Origin of the sequence: Rhizobium sp. BK602, assembly GCF_014195095.1 — a bacterium.
Lineage (GTDB): Bacteria > Pseudomonadota > Alphaproteobacteria > Rhizobiales > Rhizobiaceae > Rhizobium.
The window spans coordinates 19,023-34,112 of record NZ_JACIBC010000012.1 but is presented as its reverse complement, the minus strand read 5'-3'; the positions used below and the strand labels follow the sequence as shown (position 1 = coordinate 34,112).

14 protein-coding genes are annotated in these 15,090 nt (G+C 58.8%); 11 read left to right on the top strand and 3 right to left on the bottom strand.

The genetic code is table 11. From position 1 onward, the window contains the following. Window positions 1-72 precede the first annotated feature (72 nt). The 10 genes from FHX11_RS27905 (at window position 73) to FHX11_RS27860 (ending at window position 10,207) form a co-directional block, all read left to right on the top strand. A complete protein-coding gene (locus tag FHX11_RS27905; RefSeq protein WP_184364074.1) occupies window positions 73-1,260 on the top strand; it encodes an AraC family transcriptional regulator in 1,188 nt (395 codons plus the stop codon). A gap of 280 nt (window positions 1,261-1,540) precedes the next feature. After that, window positions 1,541-1,768: a hypothetical protein gene (locus FHX11_RS27900; RefSeq protein ID WP_184364072.1), complete on the top strand. Its 228-nt coding sequence runs from the start codon at window positions 1,541-1,543 to the stop codon at window positions 1,766-1,768. Between the two features lie 179 nt (window positions 1,769-1,947). Then, window positions 1,948-2,409, top strand: a complete 462-nt coding sequence (locus FHX11_RS27895) for a VOC family protein (protein ID WP_184364071.1) — start codon at window positions 1,948-1,950, stop codon at window positions 2,407-2,409. A gap of 492 nt (window positions 2,410-2,901) precedes the next feature. Further along, window positions 2,902-3,915, top strand: coding sequence for a UDP-glucuronic acid decarboxylase family protein (locus FHX11_RS27890; protein WP_184364069.1), 1,014 nt, complete (start codon window positions 2,902-2,904; stop codon window positions 3,913-3,915). Beyond that, window positions 3,915-4,901, top strand: coding sequence for a UDP-glucose 4-epimerase GalE (gene galE, locus FHX11_RS27885; RefSeq protein WP_184364067.1), 987 nt, complete (start codon window positions 3,915-3,917; stop codon window positions 4,899-4,901). The genes FHX11_RS27890 and galE overlap by 1 nt, the downstream gene beginning before the upstream one ends. Continuing rightward, window positions 4,898-6,730: a glycosyltransferase family 2 protein gene (locus tag FHX11_RS27880; protein WP_184364065.1), complete on the top strand. Its 1,833-nt coding sequence runs from the start codon at window positions 4,898-4,900 to the stop codon at window positions 6,728-6,730. Before galE ends, FHX11_RS27880 begins: the two co-directional genes overlap by 4 nt. A gap of 26 nt (window positions 6,731-6,756) precedes the next feature. Continuing rightward, window positions 6,757-8,172 carry a UDP-glucose/GDP-mannose dehydrogenase family protein gene (locus FHX11_RS27875; RefSeq protein ID WP_184364063.1) on the top strand — a complete coding sequence of 472 codons (1,416 nt, stop codon included), beginning with the start codon at window positions 6,757-6,759 and terminating at the stop codon, window positions 8,170-8,172. A gap of 1 nt (window position 8,173) precedes the next feature. Further along, window positions 8,174-8,734, top strand: a complete 561-nt coding sequence (locus FHX11_RS27870) for a DUF995 domain-containing protein (RefSeq protein ID WP_184364061.1) — start codon at window positions 8,174-8,176, stop codon at window positions 8,732-8,734. Next, entirely contained in the window at window positions 8,731-9,675 is a 945-nt protein-coding gene (locus FHX11_RS27865; protein WP_184364059.1) for a glycosyl hydrolase, read from the top strand. The genes FHX11_RS27870 and FHX11_RS27865 overlap by 4 nt, the downstream gene beginning before the upstream one ends. Before the next feature lie 31 nt (window positions 9,676-9,706). Further along, window positions 9,707-10,207: a DUF995 domain-containing protein gene (locus FHX11_RS27860; protein WP_184364057.1), complete on the top strand. Its 501-nt coding sequence runs from the start codon at window positions 9,707-9,709 to the stop codon at window positions 10,205-10,207. A 131-nt stretch (window positions 10,208-10,338) separates the two neighbouring features. Here FHX11_RS27860 and FHX11_RS27855 read toward each other — a convergent pair whose 3' ends face one another. Beyond that, a complete protein-coding gene (locus FHX11_RS27855) occupies window positions 10,339-10,659 on the bottom strand; it encodes a hypothetical protein (protein ID WP_184364055.1) in 321 nt (106 codons plus the stop codon). A gap of 508 nt (window positions 10,660-11,167) precedes the next feature. Here FHX11_RS27855 and FHX11_RS27850 point away from each other — a divergent pair. Next, entirely contained in the window at window positions 11,168-12,298 is a 1,131-nt protein-coding gene (locus FHX11_RS27850) for an AraC family transcriptional regulator (RefSeq protein ID WP_184364052.1), read from the top strand. Between the two features lie 84 nt (window positions 12,299-12,382). Here the strand turns inward: FHX11_RS27850 and FHX11_RS27845 are convergent, their stop codons facing one another. Both FHX11_RS27845 and FHX11_RS27840 read right to left on the bottom strand, forming a co-directional pair. Continuing rightward, window positions 12,383-14,122: a GGDEF domain-containing protein gene (locus tag FHX11_RS27845; RefSeq protein WP_184364049.1), complete on the bottom strand. Its 1,740-nt coding sequence runs from the start codon at window positions 14,120-14,122 to the stop codon at window positions 12,383-12,385. A 554-nt stretch (window positions 14,123-14,676) separates the two neighbouring features. Continuing rightward, the gene (locus FHX11_RS27840) at window positions 14,677-14,853 is read right to left on the bottom strand and encodes a hypothetical protein (RefSeq protein WP_184364046.1); all 177 of its coding nucleotides are present in this window, start codon (window positions 14,851-14,853) and stop codon (window positions 14,677-14,679) included. Between the last annotated feature and the right edge of the window lie 237 nt (window positions 14,854-15,090).

Genomic DNA, 15,090 nt, shown 5'->3' with positions numbered 1-15,090 from the left:
TGGCTGTCGGCCGGGGATTCAAGGCATCGACACCGCAAGCGTATATGAGGCTCCGGCTCTGGAGGGGCCAAATTGTCAGACCTTCGACGCGACGAACAAGCCGCAGCACCTGCTGTCGATAACAAGAACAAGCCGCGAAGCGACGCAAGCAGCGACGCACAGGTCGAACGCCGCCGTTTTCCGCGGCAGGAAAGAGCCAGCGAGAATAGGCAGCCCGCTTCACCGACGCTGACGCCGCTGTCGTTTTCCACCCGCGAACTGAAACCGGACGAGCAATTTTCTGCCTGGCAAGCCTATATGGCTCCCCTCATGGAGGTCAGGCGCCCGGACATTTCGCAACAGGTGGAGTTTGCAGCCGATCATACCGCGTGGAATCTCGGCGGGATGTTGGTGGTGCAGCAAAATACCCCTCCACACAGCTATATGCGCTCGCTGGCAAAGGTGCGGTCGGATCTCATTGATCATTGGCACGTCTCGATACTGCGCAGCGGCCACACCTGGACGGAGGTCGACGGGCGTGTCAGCGAGGGCGAGCCCGCAACGGTGGAACTGCGGTCTTTGGGTCATCCCTTCAGGGGACGCTCGACCCAGGCGCAGAGCCTGTCGCTTTATTTGCCGCGGGAATTGCTTTTTGACAATCCCGGCTCCACCGAGATCAGGAACAACATCGTCCTGTCCGGAACCTACACCAAAATGCTGGTCGATTATCTCGACAGCATCGAGGCCAATCTCGCGGGCTTCGCGGAAAGAGATTTTCCGCATGTGGTGCAGACGACGCGCGATATGATTTTGACCTGCGTTTCCTCCTCGGCGGAAGCTTCGTCCGTCCCAGAGCCCCATAGCACCTGGGCCTTGATGGAGCGCATGCGCCGTTTCGTTCAGCGCAATTTGAAGTCCTCCGACCTGACGACGGAACGCCTGTGCCGGGAGCTCGGTATTTCACGCACGCGCTTATACCAGGTGTTCGGGCCGGACGGCGGCGTTCATCACTATATTCAGCGGCGGCGCCTTCTCGCCGCCCATGCCGCCCTCAGCGACACTACGAACCGGCAGCCGGTCGCCGATATCGCCTTTGACATCGGCTTCTCATCCGCCGCCCATTTCAGCCGAGCGTTCAGCAAGGAGTTCGGCTACAGCCCTCGCGAGGCACGCAACCTGACCGTCCCTCCCTATCTCGGCCATTCGGAGACACCGGCTTCCACTGTCGAGGGAACTCCTTCCTTCGACAAATGGCTGCGGGCTCTCGGCCATAGTCATTAGTCGGTCCATTTCCTGTCCATCGGCAATTCGCGCGAGCCGTGTGCCGGTCGCTTATGCCCCATCGCCTCCCTTGCGCAGGCATGGCGGCCGCCAAATGCTGCCGGCAAGGATCGAAGTCATCGCAGAAATGGACGCTGCTGCAAGTTTCAGGACGCGTGGATAACGACAGGTAAAGTAGTAGGTGCTTAAAAGAAAGGCAGGAAACATTCGAACAATCACCATCGGGGCATATGAAACATTTGCGCTCGATATGAGATGGCAACCTGTAGGGGGCATGCCAATGACGTCTGCTGGTCCAAAAATCCAAATCAACGGTCCCTATCACGCCGGGACCGATGCTTTTCGCGCGCTTGAGCGGGAGGAAATCCTTGCCGTCGCCTACAGCACCTTGGTGCAAATCGCAGTTGCGGCGGGCTGGAAGGAAACCGAAGTCGCTTTGACCCTGGCCGATATTGCCGACGATTACGTCATGGCTCTCGCACAAAGAGTTGCAATGAACCAGCATTGAGGCGCGGCTTGCAGGCGCAAGCGCCACCCATCGGCAAGATTTCCGTCGGACAGTGAAATCCGGCATCGACGAAGCCGGAAGCGAAACTGCTGTCGTTTTGAATGAATTTCAAAAGATGATCGACGGTCATTCGTTGGGGTTCGTCTTTGTAGAATTGGTAACGAGTGAGGACACAAGCGATGAAAGTCAGGCGACATCTTTGGTTCAAAAGAGACATGGAGTCCGCAGTCCGATTTTACACGTCGCTGCTTCCGGACTCGTCGATCGGCTGGATTTCTCTCATTCCCGCCAATAGTCCGAGCGGTCCCGCCGGCAGTGCGAAACTGGCGGGCTTCACGCTCGGCGGTCAACATTTCATGGCAATCGAGGCTGGGCCACTCGACCCCTGCGACTACGGCTCTTCCATTACGGTTGAGTGCGCAACCCATGCCGAAGCCAACCGCCTGCGCAGCGCTTTGCTGGAAAAAGGCACGATTGAGCCGAATGGCTTGTTGCGAGACGGCTGGGGGCTGTATTGGGACATCAGCCCGAAGCAGTCATTAATCGCAGCCGACCGCGCCGGCACCGCTCGTGCCGCCCATGCCGCACCGTCAACGGCAAGGTCCAGCAGCGGCGGTTTGGCAGCCGCCGCTCGCGGCTAGCTCGGGACAGCCATTCCATTTCTTTGAAAGCCACCGATCGCCAGCCGGACAAAAGGTCCGGCTGGCGATCGGCATTTGAGGTGTGCGTCGGGGCTGCACACGGCGCATCTATCCTAGTCACTGCAGCAAAGACCGACGCCTCATCGGCCGCAGCCTATGACCCCCGCCCGCAACTCCTTGGCGAATAATCGTCCAATTCCCGGCGCTCCCTTCACGCAAATTCTCAGCTCGGGCCAGCCGATATGTAAGTATATACTTACCAAAAAAGTGCCTTTTGCCAGGAAAAAGCCGCGAACTGTGCCCATCCGGAACAAATAAATGGACAGATTGTAAACTTTCTGAATTCCCGGATAACGACAGTCTCTTTAAATATAAGTAAATTATAATCGGTAATTCCCACAAGGATTTCCCCATTATCAAATGTCAATAAGTGAAATTCCCGTGATTTTACATGGGGGTTTAACCGCGTCTTGTAATAATCGGGAGGGTATTATGAACATGGCATTCAAATCCGCACATTTGTCCCTGAAACATACTGACAAGCGTATCATTCTTGTTGCAGGTGGCGCGGGATTTCTTGGCTCGCACCTTTGCGAGCGCTTGCTGCAGGACGGTCACGAAGTTGTCTGCGTCGACGACTTCTCCACGGGGCGGATGGAGAATTTGTGGCACCTGTTGCGCTTCGACACGTTCAGCTTCATCCGCCACGATATCGTTGCGTCGATCGACCTGCCCGTCGACGAGATCTATAATCTCGCCTGCCCGGCTTCGCCGCCGCATTATCAGGCGGACCCGATCCATACGATGAAGACCTGTGTTTTCGGATCGCTGAACCTGCTGGAACTTGCCGTTCATCACCAGGCACGGATATTCCAGGCATCCACCTCGGAAATCTATGGAGATCCGCAAGTGCACCCGCAGCCGGAAGGCTATTGGGGCCATGTCAACTCCTTCGGCCCACGCTCCTGCTACGACGAGGGCAAACGGTCCGCCGAAACGCTTTTCCACGACTTCCATCTGAAATACGGCGTCGACATCAGGATCGCCCGCATCTTCAATACCTATGGTCCGCGCATGCGCCCCGACGACGGCCGCGTCATCTCCAACTTCATCGTCCAGGCGCTCAAGGGACAGGATATCACCGTTTACGGCGACGGCTCGCAGACGCGCTCCTTCTGCTATGTCGACGATCTGATCGAGGGCTTTATCCGGTTGATGGGGAGCCCGTCACCCATTCATACGCCAGTCAACCTTGGCAATCCGGGCGAATTCACCGTCCGCGATCTCGCCGAGCAGATCATCGCCATGACGGGCTCGTCCTCGAAGATCGTTCATAAGCCGCTGCCGGTCGATGACCCCAGGCAGCGCCGGCCAGACATCACCGTTGCCAAACGGGAATTGAACTGGGAGCCCACCGTCGCATTGGCGGAAGGCCTGAAATCGACGGCTGCTTATTTCGAGCGTCAGCTTGTTCGGCCAAGCGGCGAGCTTGTCGAGGTTGCGTGATGTCCAGGCAAAGCATCCTCGTCGTGGGTGGCGCCGGCTTCATCGGCAGCCACACCGCCAAGCTCCTCTTCAAGCAGGGCTTCGAACCGATTGTCTACGACAATCTTTCGACCGGTCATCTGGCATCGGTGCGCTGGGGACCTTTCGTCCAGGGCGATATCCTCGACATGCAGCGGCTTGCCGAGGTCCTCACGGAACATCATCCGGCCGCCGTCATTCATTTTGCCGCCTCGGCCTATGTCGGCGAGTCCGTCAAAGACCCGGCGAAATATTATGCCAACAACGTGACCGGCACGCATTCGCTGCTCGAAGCATGCCGGCGCGCCGGGGTGGAGCATCTGATCTTTTCATCGAGCTGCGCGACCTACGGCATACCGGAACATCTGCCGATCCGCGAAAATGAAGTCCAGCGCCCGATCAATCCCTATGGCAGGACAAAGCTGATCGCCGAACAGATGCTCGCCGATTATTCGGCCGCCTACGGGCTGAAATATGTTGCCTTGCGCTACTTCAACGCGGCGGGGGCGGATCCGGAGGGTGAGATCGGCGAATGGCATAAGCCCGAGACCCATCTGATCCCGCGCGCGCTTCTGGCCGCAGCCGGTTCCATCGATTTCCTCGAAGTCTATGGCGACGACTACAACACGCCGGACGGCACCTGCATTCGCGACTACATCCATGTCATGGATCTGGCTCGCGCCCATGTCCTGGCGGTCGAATATCTGATGTCGGGCGGCGCCAATCTCGCCATCAATCTGGGAACCGGTCGCGGGACATCCATCAAGGAAATTCTGAGTGCGATCAGCAGCATTTCCGGCCGCCCGGTGCCTGTCGCGATGCGTGCCCGCCGCGACGGCGATCCACCCGTACTCTATGCGGCGTCGGCTCTTGCAACCGAGAAGCTCGGCTTCCAGGCGCTTTATTCTGACATCGACACGATCATCCGCACCGCAGCCCCCTTCTTCGGGCTGGAGGTGCAGCGATGACCCCGCACCGAGCACAGGCGAAAGTCTTGCAGGAAGAGCCCTTGATGGTGCCGGTCCTGCGCGGCTATCAACGCGCCGAATATGTCGCCTGCGTCGGCCTGTGGCTGATGGCGCTCGCCTTTTTCTGGCACTGGTGGCTCCTGCCGAGCCATCATGTCAACGCCACGGGCTCGGTCCTGGTTACCCTGATATTGGCATGGGTCACGATCCTGCCAGCCTATTTCATGGCTGTGTTCTTCCGCGCCCGCAAGCCGGATGGAGACTTGCGCCTGCCCGCCGGCAGCCGTGTGGCGATGGTGGTGACGAAGGCGCCTTCGGAACCTTTTGCGATCGTCGCCCGCACATTGAGCGCCATGCTGACGCAACCGGTGCCGCACGACACCTGGCTCGCCGATGAAGATCCTTCGCCTGCGACGCTGGAATGGTGCCGCACGCAGGGGGTTTCTGTTTCCACCCGCAAGGGACGTGAGGATTATCACCGCCAGACGTGGCCGCGGCGTACCCGCTGCAAGGAGGGCAACCTCGCCTTCTTCTATGATCATTACGGCTATGAACGCTATGATTTCGTCGTCCAGCTCGATGCCGATCATGTGCCTGAAACAGACTATCTCTATCACATGCTGCGCCCTTTCGCCGATCCGGCCGTCGGCTATGTGTCCGCCCCCAGCATCTGCGATTCCAACGCGCATGAAAGCTGGTCGGCGCGTGGACGCCTCTATGCCGAAGCCAGCATGCATGGATCGCTGCAGTCGGGCTTCAACGGCGGCCTGGCACCGCTTTGCATCGGCTCGCACTATGCCGTCCGGACCGTGGCTTTGCAGGCGATCGGCGGCCTCGGCCCGGAGCTCGCGGAAGATCACTCGACGACGCTGATGATGAACGCGCATGGCTGGTGCGGCGTTCATGCGCTCGAAGCCATCGCCCATGGCGACGGACCGCGCACCTTTGCCGATCTCATTACCCAGGAATTTCAATGGTCGCGCAGCCTGATGATGATCCTGCTGCAATATTCGCCCAAGCTCGTCAGCCGCCTGCCGCTGCGCCTCAAGATTCAGTTCCTGTTCTCGCAGTTCTGGTATTCCCTTTTCTCGCTTTTCATGGGGCTGATGTTCTTCCTGCCGGTTCTTGCGCTTGTGCTCGGATGGAACTTCGTCGACGTCTCCTATCCCGATTTTCTCGTTCATTTCATACCGCAATCGGTCCTGCTGATCCTGTTCGCCTATCGCTGGCGCAGCACCGGCACGTTCCGGCCGGTGGATGCCAAGGTGCTGAGCTGGGAGATGACTTTGTTCCTGTTCGCCCGCTGGCCATGGGCGCTTGCCGGAGCTCTGGCGGCCGTTCGCGATTGGGCAACGGGCTCCTTCGTCGACTTTCGCGTCACCCCCAAGGGGACATCCGAGGTCGATCCGCTGCCGTTCCGGGTGTTGGCTCCCTATGGTTTTCTGGCGCTGATCTCCATCCTCCCGGTCCTCTTCGTCGCCCATGCGGGAGAGACCAGCGGCTTCTACATTTTCGCCATCGTGAACGCGGCCGTCTACGTCCTGCTCCTTGTGGTCATCATCACGCAGCATGCGCGCGAAAACACGGTGTGCGTCAGCAGGCGCTTCTATCGTCCGGCGCTCGCCGGCAGCCTGATGACCCTGATGGCCTTGCCGTGTGTTGCCGCCCTCGAGCGCGGTAACGAGGGACTGCGATCGCTGACCTGGGACACGAGTGGCTACATTTTGTTTGAAACTCGCTTTTCCGTGGCAGGCGCCGGCGTCGGCGGCCACGAGCTGCACCGGATCGTCTTCAATCCACACTGGCGCTCAGGCGCCGACGACAATTGACGCTCATAAAAAAGGGGGGAACGCAGATGAAAATAGCTGTTATCGGAACCGGATATGTGGGCTTGGTCAGCGGCACCTGTTTTGCCGAATGGGGCAATCATGTCGTCTGCGTCGACAAGAACGCTCAGAAGATCGCGGGCCTCAGACAGGGCAGGATGCCGATCTATGAGCCCGATCTCGACGAATTGGTCGAGCGCAATTGCGCTGCCGGACGGCTGGACTTCACCTGCGACCTCGCCGAGGCCGTCGAGGGCGCCACCATGGTCTTCATCGCCGTCGGTACGCCGCCGCGCGCCGGCCAGGGGGACGCCGATCTGTCCTTCGTCTATCAGGCCGCGCGCGAACTTGCGCCGCTGATGACCGACGACACGGTCGTCGTGGTGAAATCGACCGTACCCGTCGGCACCGGAGACGTGGTGCAGAAGATCATCGGTTCGGTCCGCAGGGCCGGCACGTTCTCGGTCGCCTCCAATCCCGAGTTTCTGCGCGAGGGCGTCGCCGTGCGCGATTTCCTCGCGCCGGATCGGGTCGTCATCGGCGTCGAAGACGAGCGCGCATGCAAGCGCCTTCTCGAACTCTATGACGGACCGATCGGCCTGCGCGATACGCCTATCATCGTCACCATGCGGCGCACGGCCGAACTCATCAAATATGCCGCGAATGCATTTCTGGCGACCAAGATCACCTTCATCAACGAATTGGCGGATCTTTGCGAGCAAGTGGGCAGCGATGTCGGCGAACTCGCGCTTGGCATAGGGCTCGACAAGCGTATCGGGGCGAGCTTCCTGACGGCCGGCCCCGGTTATGGCGGCTCGTGCTTTCCGAAGGATACGCTGGCGCTTCTGCGAACCGCGCAGGACCATGGCGTCGCGCTGCGCATCGTCGAGGAGACCGTCGCGGCCAACGAGGCCCGCAAGCGGCGCATGGCGCTCAAGGTGATGGAGGCTCTCGGCGGCGACGTGGATGGCATGACGATCGCCATCCTCGGCCTCACCTTCAAACCCGATACCGACGACATGCGCGACGCCCCTTCGGTGCCGCTCATCGAAGCGCTGCAGCGTTTGGGCGGCCGTATCCGCGCCCATGACCCTATCGGCATCGAGAATGCCGCAAAGGTCCTCGAGGACGTCGACTTCTTCGAGGATCTCTACGAATGCGCGAGGGATGCCGATGCCGTCGTCGTCATGACGGAATGGGAAACCATCAGGAAAATCGATCTGGTCCAGCTCAAGCAGAGCATGCGCCAGCCGATCCTCATCGACCTCAGGAACGCTTTGGATGCGGAAGCCGCCAAACAGCTCGGATTCCGCATTTCAGGCATTGGCCGCTCGGCCAGCACCGAGAGCCATGTCCAGGACATCGTCAGGCGAAGAAACAGAACTTTGCGGGCGGTGAAACCAACGAGGGCAAAACTTGCCTCAATTCCTATGCGGGAGAAATAAGATGAAGCCATCGCACAACACAACGCATTTTGCCCGCGCGAAAGCAACGGCGCTGATCATCGCCATCACCATCGGGTCTGCGGTATCCGGCAATGCGGCCAATGCCGATATCAAACTGCCGAAGGACGCAAGACCCATGACGGCGGTCGAACTCTACACGCTCTATCGCGACAAAAGCTGGCAGTGGCCCAACGGCGCAGGCCGAATGCAGGATGCCGACCGCCGCTTTTCCGCCTGGGTCGACGGAACGGAGGGCCAATCCTGGGCCGAGGGCCGTTGGACCGTCACAGATACCGGTCGCCTGTGCTTCGAGGCGGCCTGGCATGCGACGAACGGCAAGTTTCCGGCCAAGACCTGCTTCGTTCATCGAATTCTCGATGGGACCATCTACCAGAAGCGTGAGGCGGGCGGAGACTGGATCGTGTTCCGCCATGCTGCTGCCAAGCAAACCGATGAGGCGGCGAAGTTGATCGCCGACGATCTGGTCACCCAGCGACTGGAGGCGGTGAAAGCCACCTTGAGCGCGGGCAAGACCGAGCAAAAGAAGGAGGCAATCCAATGAAAACCCTATCCAAGCTGACGGCAGCCCTGCTTTGCACGGCAGCCCTCGGCGGAGCGGTCTATTCCGCCGGCAATGTTCCGGAGGCAAAGGCCCAAAACCAGACTGTATTTCACGACAAGAGGCCGATTATCACCCCCCAATCGCTACCGTCCGGAGCCTATGATCCGAACGGGGATTTCTCCAATGATCCCAATCCGAAGATCGAGCACCTCTTCCTTCCCTGGGAAGACGTCGATCTCGCAACCCTCAGCACGGCCGACGCCTATGCGCGCCAACGCGGACGCGACCTGCTGATTACGGTCGAGCCCTGGTCCTGGGCTCGCGACTGGCGCGTGGCACCCGACGATCTATTGAATGGCATTCTGGCGGGCCATTACGATGCCAACATGGCAGCGATATGCTCGGCGGCGGCCAAACTCGACAGACCCGTCACGATCCGCTGGGCCCAGGAAATGGACGAGAAGAACGGCCAGTTCACCTGGGCTTACTGGAACGCGGATGGCTACGTGAAAGCCTATCGGCATGCCATCAAAGTCTGCCGCCAATCCTTGCCATCGGCGAAATATATGTGGTCGCCGATGGGAAAAGAAGGGCTTGAAGCCTACTATCCCGGCGATGAGTATGTGGACGTGATCGGGCTCTCGGTCTTCGGCTACCAGCCGTTCGATCAGCGCAAACTCGGACGGGACTCGACCTTCGTGGAAGCGACCAAACCCGGTTACGACCGCGTCAAGGGCTTCAAGAAGCCGATCGTCATCGCCGAATTGGGCTATCAGGGAAACGAGGCCTATGTTCACGCATGGGCTGAAGAGGCCAATAAACCGCACGACCAATTCCCGAAACTGACGGCAGTCGTCTACTTCAACGACCGCGAGGTCTATCCATGGCCGGATGGCCTGGGTCGGCCGGACTGGCGCGTTGCAAGCCCGCTGCTGAACTAACCCCGTGGCAAATACCTGAAAGGCAAACAAAATGTCTTCGTTCCGCATCATCATCATGAATGCTGCGCTGTCGACAGTGTTGCTGATCGGCCCGGCAAATGCCGCGACGCAGCATCAAATCGAACGGATGACTGCTCGCGCAGCCAGTCATGCAACTCCAATGAGCGCCGCCGACTTGCGAAAACTCTATGCGGGACGCTCCTGGATCTGGAAGGACGGCGCGGGGTTCTTCTCGCGTCACCACCACCACTTTACGGCCTGGTCGCATACGGGTGCGAAAAGGTCTCACGCAACCGGCCGCTGGTTTACGACCGACGGTGGAAAGCTGTGCATGAACGCTTTGTGGTACAGCGGAAAAACTGTTGCGCGCAATCTCTCCTGCTTCCTGCATCGTGAGAAAGCGGGAGTCATCTATCAGAAGCGAGCGTCAGGCGGAAAATGGTATGTGTTCCGTCATAATCCAATAAAGCATGATGACGAGTTTCTGAAGCTTCGACGGGGCGCCCGGGTCCGCCAGCACCTGCCCAGTTGAAGTTGAATGCTTGATAGGGGCCATAGCGAGGATGGAGGAACGGCTTGTTTGGCAGCAGTTCCGGAAGCCTCCTTCCGAGAAGCAACCCCTATTCTTGTCCCGCGAACACGCCGCGAGACCCTCGATTTATCTTAGAAGAAGCCGCGATTATAGCAGTGCGATGTTCTTCCAAAACCGCTCGGCGTGCAAATATAAGGAGCACCCTTGAAGTATTCCTTGGAAGAAATCTTGGTCGTTCTCGCAAGCGAATTTCCGCTATAGAAGACAACCTTGTTTCTTTCGTATTTCTTCATATACAACTGAATAGTCTTCGTCTTGGTCTGATCGACTTCCGACGCAGTTGCATTTGAAGAGAAAGTCATAGATGGCACCAGGATGCAAAGAGCAGCGAAGGCCACCCCAAGATAACGGCGTTCAAGACCTTCATTACCTGTTTTTTTGTTCCATTTCATAAATCTACTTCTCCATAACTGTTTCGATTTGGCAATTCTCGCGAAAATTATTTAAGCAATATCCACAAATATCTTGAAAATATTAATGAATTCTGCTTAATTTTTTCTTACGAACCCCGGCTGAGGCCTGCAAACAATGCCATTCCTGAGGGCATTAATATTACGCAACTCGCTACGACTGCCCGGAACCGAAATTCGGGCATTCAATGCCTTCGCCGATGTAGTTTTCGATGTGCCGCCTGAGACCGTACTTACTCCCAAGACGCAACACAGCGGGTTCCTATTTTGTCTATTCGCCAGCTTGCCGGCGGGTGGATTGCATCAGATTCGGGCCGTTTTGGGACGCTGCCATATTGCTCCGGGCAATGGAGAAAGGAGCCGCCCCCGATGTCGAGCCCATTTTCAGTCCTGATTTTTAGATCTCGTGTCGCATTCCTGTTCAATCCCTGGCGAACGGACCGCAGGCACGACCGTATGATTTGCGTTGCGTTGTTGAAAGGCCACGGCAATGATGTGGAACAAAGTCGATATCCCTCCGGAACAGCCGGCGTTTGCTGAAAGGCGCCGTTGGCCGCGCACGTACCACGCGCCGCTCTGCAGCGAGGTACGAGAGGCGCTGGAGCTGGTTTCGCTGCCGTTTTCAACACGGTCTCTCGCTCCCAATCAGCAGTTTCTGGCTTGGCAGGATCGCATGGCGCCGCTGATCGACGTGCGCCTGCCGCAGACCGCCGACGCCGATGACTGTTTTCCCGTCGACCAGACCGTTTGGAATCTTGAAGGAGCGCTTCTTATCCAGCAGGATGCGCCGGCGTTCCGCTACGAGCGCTCGTCCGAAAAGGTGCGCTTCAGCTCCATCGACCATTGGCAGATCACATTCCTGCGCTCGGGCAAGACATGGACCAGCGTCAACGGGCATATAGCCGAAAACGAACCCGGCCTGATGGAGATCCGCTCGCTCGGCTGTCCGTTTTACGGGCGGGCGCTGGACACCAAATCGACCACGCTGATCCTGCCTTGCGATTTGTTCGCCGACCATGGCGGATTGCCGAGCGCCAGCAACAACCTCGTCTTCAAGGGCGCGCGCATCAAGCTCCTCTCCGACTATGTCGCCTTTCTCGAAGCCAACCTTACCTCATTGACCAAGGATGATCTGCCCAGCGTCCGCGGCCAGCTTCGGGAATTGGTATTCCATAGCGTCGCGCCGCTCGTGGACTACCATTTGCATAATGACCAGATTTCGCAGATCGGCCTCATGACGCGGGCCCGGCACTTCATACAGAACAATCTGGGCTCGGCCAATCTGACGCCCGAGACGTTGAGCCGGGAACTGGCGATTTCGCGAACCCGGCTCTATGAACTCTTCCAAAACTCCAGCGGCGTTTTGAACTATATTCGCAAAAGGCGGCTTTTGGCCGCGCGCGCGGCCCTTGCCGATCCCGCCAACAGCCGAAAGATCGCCTATATCGCCAACCAACTCGGTTTCGAATCCGCGGCCAATTTCAGCCGCGCCTTCACCCATGAATTTGGCTATAGCCCCAGCGAAGTGCGAAAACATACAAGCGGCGTGAAGACGGAACATCCGCCGCAAGCGGAAGACTTGCCGACCTTCGATCACTGGCTGAGCACGCTCGGCCTCTGACGGAACGCGATCGCCGCTGGATACGGATGTCCCTGTGATCGGCATGCGACGGCCGAGGCGGCATCGGACTCAAATCAGCCGCGGCTATTCCCGACCGAGAGATGCGACATCGCCCTGAACGGCGCCTGCCTCGTCGGCGAAACCCGCATCCGGCGCTGCCACGCAGCGGTTCCGGCCCTGTTGCTTGGCAAGATAGAGGCACTGGTCGGCCCTGCGCAGCGCCTGATCGACATCCTCCGAAGCCGGTTTCCATTCCGACAGGCCGATGCTGCAGGTCACCGCCAGGGCATGCGTCATAAGCTGCCAGTCATGGCTGGAAACCCCAAGGCGGATGGTTTCGGCCTTGGCCATGGCGCGGACGGGATCGGTATTCGGCAGCAGCACGACAAGCTCCTCGCCGCCGAGCCGAATGGGGCAGTCATGCTCCTCCAGACCAGATCGGAGAAGACGGGCCACGGTGATGAGAACGATGTCTCCAACCGCGTGCGAGAACGTGTCGTTGATCCGTTTGAAGTGATCGAGATCGATCAGCAGGACAGCGCAACGATGCGATTGCGACTGCCTGATCCGCTCGCAATAGGCTGCCAGTTCGCGGCGGTTGCCAAGGCCGGTCAACGGATCGCGCAAAGCTTCCGTCGCCAGGGCCTGCCGCTCGATCGCCAGATTCTCGTTCTCGCGGATCAGGAGTTCGCGCTCTTCGCGCGCCCTTCTCTCCTCGGCGCGCAGGTGTTCGAGTTCCAGCGAGATCTGCATCACCTGCGCGCGGGCCGTGGCCAGACGCTTGAAGTCGAGCACGGTCTGCTCATGAAACAGTTTGTGGAACTCATAGGCATCCTTCCACAAGCCGGCCGCCGCCTCCAGCTGGCTTCGCGCCTTGTAATAACGCACTTTCCGACGCGGCGCCTCGAATGCCCAGACCAGCGGCTCGATGCCCTGCAGATATTCGCGCGCCTGCCGATAGTCCCCCGTCGCCTCGCTGAGAGCCGCCATCCAGTAGCCGATCTCGACGGTCAGGATTTCGTCGCGCGTCCTGCCGGCATAAAGCAGGGCGCGGGAATAATGCTCGCCCGCCTGCACATCGTTGCCGCAAACCCATGCCAGGACGCCAAGGAAGCAATGAGCCTCCGACATTTCGTAGCTGTTGTTGCCGTCGCGGGCCATGTCCAGCACGCTGTTGAATAGTCTGCTTGCCTCCCGCACGGCCTGCATGTCGGGCGGCTCACGCCTCAGCTTGCGCTCACCCTCAGCCCGCGCGATCGTGCGGCCGGCAATCGAATGTCCGATCAGCAGCAGAAAAGCATCGGCGTCGCTTTGGAGCAATGTTTCAAGGCTGGCGCGACCCGAGGCCGCCGCCGTCTCATAGTCTCCGATATCATACATCGCCACCGCATAGGCCGTTTGGGACCGCCACAGCGCGATTTTGTCGGGCGTGTCCTTCGTCAGCAGGATCGCCGAATGAATGATCTCCAGTCCGGTCTCGACGTCGCCGAGTTCGACGAGAACGCCGCCATGCACCGAATGCACTCCGGCGATCGCGCCGGGGTCGTTACAAATCTCGGTCCAGGGCCGCGCGCGTTCGCAGGCCTTCAGCGCAAGCGCCAAGGCCTCCTGATTGAAGTGCAGCAGCGCGAGCCGGCGCGACGCATACAGGACATCCGCCGCATTATCGGCATAGACAGCGGCCGAATAGGCATTCTCCGCAGCCTTGAGAGCCTCGTCATAGCGTTCGGCGGCATCCAATTCGAATGCAAGCTCCAGCCACGCCTTGGAGGAGGTCGGCTGGTTGCTGTCGATCAATGACATGGAATGAAGAGTAGATGCCATTCCTTGGTAAGCTTCCCCAGAAGGACAGAGAATTTTTATGGATATCAATAGATTATCATCGGTCGAACTATCGGCTCTCTCCGTCGCCAGGAACTCCCTTCACCACAACTATAGAACTCTGAAGATAAAAGTATTGGGCCTGAACCGGTGCAGGATAACCGGTACAAACTAAGAAATTGTGCATTTCGGATGTCGGAACCTATTGGTCAAACCGGCATATAGTCGCGACTAGACCACCGGAAACATTGCACGGCTTCACCGCCATGCTCCCGGCGTCGATGACCTGCCATCGGATGAAGGGGCATTTCTCGCCCAGGTCCAGGGACAAATGCAGATACGACGCTGAACCGGTCGGCATCGCAAGCCGCCGGAACGCTCGATATTGACCGCTGCATCCAGGCCGCCCTTGCCTGCCGGCTCGCCAAGGGGCCCAAGGCAAGGACTGCGTACCGGCGGCGGTCATATCCGGCTCAGCTTTGAGATCGACTGTTGACGTGCCGGAGCGTCTCCGCTTGAGGCATTCGCGTCAAGGGCTATCGAGCGGCGGCGAAGGTTCAGCCCTCTGCCGCTCCAAGGCCGTCGATTGGCTTGGATCTGGCCCTGTCGGCCACCTCAACCTTCGGCGTCATTCTGAACGAAGAGCGCTCGACCTGCACCATGCGCCATTCATTTTCCAGACGATCAACCACATCGAGGGGTATCTCATTCCGCACAGATTCACGCTCTTGCATCAGGGCCTCCTTGGAAGAGAGTCCTTGGATGGCACGAAAGAAATTCTTTGTAAATCAGCACATTAAAAAATTTAAACGATTGAATTTATTTTAATCGATTAGAGATCCGGCTTTCTGTAGCAATCCCTCAAGTTCTCCACAGGCTCTTGATGGCGCCTATGCAAATGGAAGGTCGCCACATCGGCAAGGATCGCCCTGATCAGGCCATCGAGCGCGCTCGTTATCCGGCTTTTGAGT

What these genes read in the sequence shown, in the direction of transcription:
- FHX11_RS27890 (WP_184364069.1), top strand. Translation starts at nt 2,902, where the DNA reads ATGAACATGGCATTCAAATCCGCACATTTGTCCCTGAAACATACTGAC.
- FHX11_RS27850 (WP_184364052.1), top strand. Translation starts at nt 11,168, where the DNA reads ATGATGTGGAACAAAGTCGATATCCCTCCGGAACAGCCGGCGTTTGCT.
- FHX11_RS27895 (WP_184364071.1), top strand. Translation starts at nt 1,948, where the DNA reads ATGAAAGTCAGGCGACATCTTTGGTTCAAAAGAGACATGGAGTCCGCA.
- FHX11_RS27845 (WP_184364049.1), bottom strand. Translation starts at nt 14,122, where the DNA reads ATGGCATCTACTCTTCATTCCATGTCATTGATCGACAGCAACCAGCCG.
- FHX11_RS27840 (WP_184364046.1), bottom strand. Translation starts at nt 14,853, where the DNA reads ATGCAAGAGCGTGAATCTGTGCGGAATGAGATACCCCTCGATGTGGTT.
- FHX11_RS27880 (WP_184364065.1), top strand. Translation starts at nt 4,898, where the DNA reads ATGACCCCGCACCGAGCACAGGCGAAAGTCTTGCAGGAAGAGCCCTTG.
- FHX11_RS27875 (WP_184364063.1), top strand. Translation starts at nt 6,757, where the DNA reads ATGAAAATAGCTGTTATCGGAACCGGATATGTGGGCTTGGTCAGCGGC.
- galE (WP_184364067.1), top strand. Translation starts at nt 3,915, where the DNA reads ATGTCCAGGCAAAGCATCCTCGTCGTGGGTGGCGCCGGCTTCATCGGC.
- FHX11_RS27855 (WP_184364055.1), bottom strand. Translation starts at nt 10,659, where the DNA reads ATGAAATGGAACAAAAAAACAGGTAATGAAGGTCTTGAACGCCGTTAT.
- FHX11_RS27900 (WP_184364072.1), top strand. Translation starts at nt 1,541, where the DNA reads ATGACGTCTGCTGGTCCAAAAATCCAAATCAACGGTCCCTATCACGCC.
- FHX11_RS27865 (WP_184364059.1), top strand. Translation starts at nt 8,731, where the DNA reads ATGAAAACCCTATCCAAGCTGACGGCAGCCCTGCTTTGCACGGCAGCC.
- FHX11_RS27870 (WP_184364061.1), top strand. Translation starts at nt 8,174, where the DNA reads ATGAAGCCATCGCACAACACAACGCATTTTGCCCGCGCGAAAGCAACG.
- FHX11_RS27860 (WP_184364057.1), top strand. Translation starts at nt 9,707, where the DNA reads ATGTCTTCGTTCCGCATCATCATCATGAATGCTGCGCTGTCGACAGTG.